The sequence below is a fragment of the Achromobacter maghribensis genome (assembly GCF_057334215.1).
The window spans coordinates 7,690-11,369 of the sequence record NZ_JBHFII010000033.1 but is presented as its reverse complement, the minus strand read 5'-3'; the positions used below and the strand labels follow the sequence as shown (position 1 = coordinate 11,369).

2 protein-coding genes are annotated in these 3,680 nt (G+C 65.3%); one reads left to right on the top strand and one right to left on the bottom strand.

Features of this window, described 5'->3' with window-relative positions; all coding sequences use genetic code 11:
- On the bottom strand, nt 1-935 hold a 935-nt coding region (locus tag ACE039_RS13625), incomplete at its 3' end, for a DUF2157 domain-containing protein (RefSeq protein ID WP_485822604.1).
- Nucleotides 936-997: 62 nt separating this feature from the next.
- Between ACE039_RS13625 and ACE039_RS13620 the strand changes: the two genes are divergently transcribed.
- Nucleotides 998-3,646, top strand: a complete 2,649-nt coding sequence (locus ACE039_RS13620; RefSeq protein ID WP_485822603.1) for a DNA topoisomerase III — start codon at nt 998-1,000, stop codon at nt 3,644-3,646.
- The last annotated feature ends 34 nt before the right edge of the window (nt 3,647-3,680 follow it).

The following is a 3,680-nucleotide window of genomic DNA, read 5'->3' as shown; positions in this document are numbered from 1 at the left end:
GGCCCTGCCGCGCGAGGTTCGGCCGCCAGCTTGCGCAGCCAGCGCGCCGCCAGCACGGCTTCGGCCATCAGCAAGGCCGCCAGCGGCAGCGCGGCCCACACGCCAGGCTCCAGGCGCAGCAGCCATTCACCAACGAATCGCAGCGACACGCAGATGACGCCAGCGGCCAGCATGGCCAGGATGACCAGGTCGCGCCGGACCCGCTGATAATAAAAGCCTAGCCCCGCCGTCACGGCGAGCCACGCAATGCCGCTGAACCCTTGCTCGCGGCCGAAGAAAAAGCCGACGAACATCAGGGCCATGACCAGCGCGCTGATGACCAGGGCCGCCAGGATGCGCGGGCCGATCAGCGTGCTGGCGCGCCAGCGGTGCGCGGCGAGCTCCCAGCCCAGCAGCAACACCAGGTTCAGCGCCGCCATGACAAGGCTGACAGTGTCCGATCCGCCAAACACCGACAGCCACGAGAACATCCGCTCACCCAGCCACAATGTGGCCGCCACGTTCAGTACCAGTACCCACAGCAGCCACACCGCCTGGCTGGCCGCAGCCAGCGCCCACGGCAGCAGCAAGACCGCCCACCAGGCGAACAATTCCCAGGTATCGGCGCCAGTCTGGTAAGTTTGGCCTAATAACGCGAGCAAGGCGCCGAGCAAAATGCCGGCCAAAGCCAGAAGCGCGCCAGGGATGCTGCGCCGTACGCCGGGGGTGCCCCGAAGGCGCAATCCGGCCCAGGCGGCAGCCAGCGCGGAAATCGCCAGCAGGCCTTGCGTGCCCGCGAAGCGCTGCACTTTTGTCATGTCCTGCCAGTTGGCGGCCACCCAGCAAATCGCAGCGCTGCCAAGCAGTAAAACGCCTAGCCAAAGGGTGCTTCGCGCCAGGAATTGGCGCCAAGCGTGCAGTTCGGATCCCGCTTGTCTTTCAGTGCCGACTTGCATCTGGCGAATCTCCGATCTTATTATCCGCGCTACTAAGGCGGGACTACCGCCACTGGATACACATGAATAAAACGCTGATTATTGCCGAGAAGCCCTCGGTGGCCCTTGATATATCACGCGCCTTGGGAGGCTTCGCGCGCGAGGGCGACTATTTTGAAAGCGAACGTTACGTACTGGCGTCCAGCATCGGCCACTTGCTGAGCTTGGTCGCGCCCAACGATCCGGTCAAGGGGAAGTGGAGCTTCACGCACCTGCCCGTGATTCCGCCGGAATTCGAACTGGGCCCCACCGACAAGAAATCGGCCGAACGCCTGAAGCTGCTGGTCCGCCTGGCCAAGCGCAAGGATGTGGATTCGATCATCAACGCCTGTGACGCGGGACGCGAGGGCGAACTGATCTTCCGCTACATCATTCAGTATGCGGGCGTGAAAAAACCGATTCAGCGCCTATGGCTGCAATCGATGACGCAGGCCGCCATCCGCGAGGCCTTCGCCAACCTGCGCGACGACGTGCAGCTCAAGCCACTGGAAGCCGCCGCCCGCTCGCGCGCCGAAGCTGACTGGCTGGTCGGCATCAACGGCACGCGCGCCATGACGGCGTTCAACAGCAAGGACGGCGGCTTCTTCAAGACGCCGGTGGGCCGCGTGCAGACGCCCACGCTGGCGATCGTGGCCGAGCGCGAAGAGCGCATCCGCCGCTTCGTGCCACGCGACTACTGGGAAGTGCGTGCCACCTTCATCGCGGCCGCCGGCCTGTACGAAGGCCGCTGGATCGACCCGCAATTCAAGAAAGACGACCGCGACCCGGAAAAGCGCGAATCGCGCCTGTGGTCGGCCGCCGCCGCGCAAAGCGTGGTGGCCGCCTGCCGCGACCAGCCGGGCAACGTCACGGAAGAATCCAAGCCGTCGACCCAGATGTCGCCGGCCCTGTACGACCTGACGTCGTTGCAGCGCGAGGCCAACGGCCGTTTCGGCTTTTCGGCCAAGACCACGCTGGGGTTGGCGCAGACCCTGTACGAACGCCACAAGGCGCTGACCTACCCGCGTACCGATTCCCGCTACCTGCCCGAGGACTACATCACCACGGTGCAGGAGACGATGCGCGCGCTGGCCAAGGGCGGTTCGAACGCCGTGGGCGGCCTGGCCCGCCACGCGGATACGGTGGTCAGCCAGCAGTGGGTAAAGCCTAACCGCCGCATCTTCGACAACAAAAAGGTGTCGGACCACTTTGCCATCATCCCCACGCTGCAGATCCCGCATGACCTGAGCGAAGCCGAGGCCAAGCTGTACGACCTGGTGCTCAAGCGCTTCCTGGCCGTGTTCTTCCCGGCCGCCGAATACCGCGTCACCACGCGCCTGACCGAAGTGCAGGGGCACCGCTTCCGCACCGACGGCAAGGTGCTGGTCACCCCGGGCTGGCTGGCCGTCTACGGCAAGGAAGCCCAGGGCGAAGACGCCAACCTGGTGCCGGTTGCCGATGGCGAAACCGTGCGCACGGAAGACGTCGAAGCCGTGGGCCTGTCGACCAAGCCGCCCGCCCGCTTCAACGAAGGCACCTTGCTGTCCGCCATGGAAGGCGCCGGCAAGCTGGTGGACGACGAAGAACTGCGCGAAGCCATGTCCGAACGCGGCCTGGGCACGCCGGCCACGCGCGCCGCCATCATCGAAGGCCTGCTGAACGAGGTGTACCTGCGCCGCGAAGGCCGCGACCTGGTGCCCACCGCCAAGGCGCGTCAGCTGATGACGCTGCTGTCCGGCCTGGACGTCACCGAACTGACGTCGCCTGAACTGACGGGCGAGTGGGAACACAAGCTCAAGCAGATCGAGCAGGGCGGCCTGGGCCGCGAGGCCTTCATGCGCGAAATCGCGCAGATGACGCAGGTGATCGTCAAGCGCGCCAAGGAATACGAGCGCGACACGGTGCCGGGCGACTACGCCACCTTGCAAACGCCGTGCCCCAAGTGCGGCGCGGTGGTCAAGGAAAACTACCGCCGCTTCGCCTGCACGGCTTGCGATTTCTCGATAGGCAAGCACCCGGGCGGCCGCACGTTCGAACTGCCGGAAGTCGAAGAGCTGCTGGCCAAGCGCGAGATCGGTCCGCTGCAAGGCTTCATCAGCAAGATGGGCCGGCCGTTTGCCGCCATCCTGCGCATCAGCGATGAATACAAGCTGGAATTCGACTTCGGCCAGAACGACGAGGACGACGCCGAAGCCGTGGACTTCTCGGGCCACACGCCGGTGGGTCCGTGCCCGAAATGCCAATCGCGCGTGTTCGAACACGGCATGAGCTACGTCTGCGAAAAGTCCGTGGGCCCCGAAAAGAGCTGCGACTTCCGCTCGGGCAAGGTCATCCTGCAGCAGGAAATCTCGGCCCAGCAGATGGGCAAGCTGTTGACCGATGGCCGCACCGACCTGCTGGAAGGCTTTGTGTCCAGCCGCACCAACCGCAAGTTCAAGGCGTTCCTGGTGCGCCAACCGGACGGCAAGGTCGGCTTCGAGTTCGAGCCGCGCCCTGAAAAGCCGGGCCGCGCGCCGGGCAAGACGGCGGCAAAGACGGCCACGAAGACCGCCGCGAAGAAGGCGCCGGCCAAGAAGGCCGCGGTCAAGAAGACCGCCACGAAGACCGCGACCAAAACAGCGACGAAAACAGCGACAAAAACCGCCGCCAAGAAGGCCGTGAAGAAGGCCGCCCCCAAGAAAACGGCATCGTAGGCGGGTTGCGCGCAAGAGGTGCCGACAGGAATGC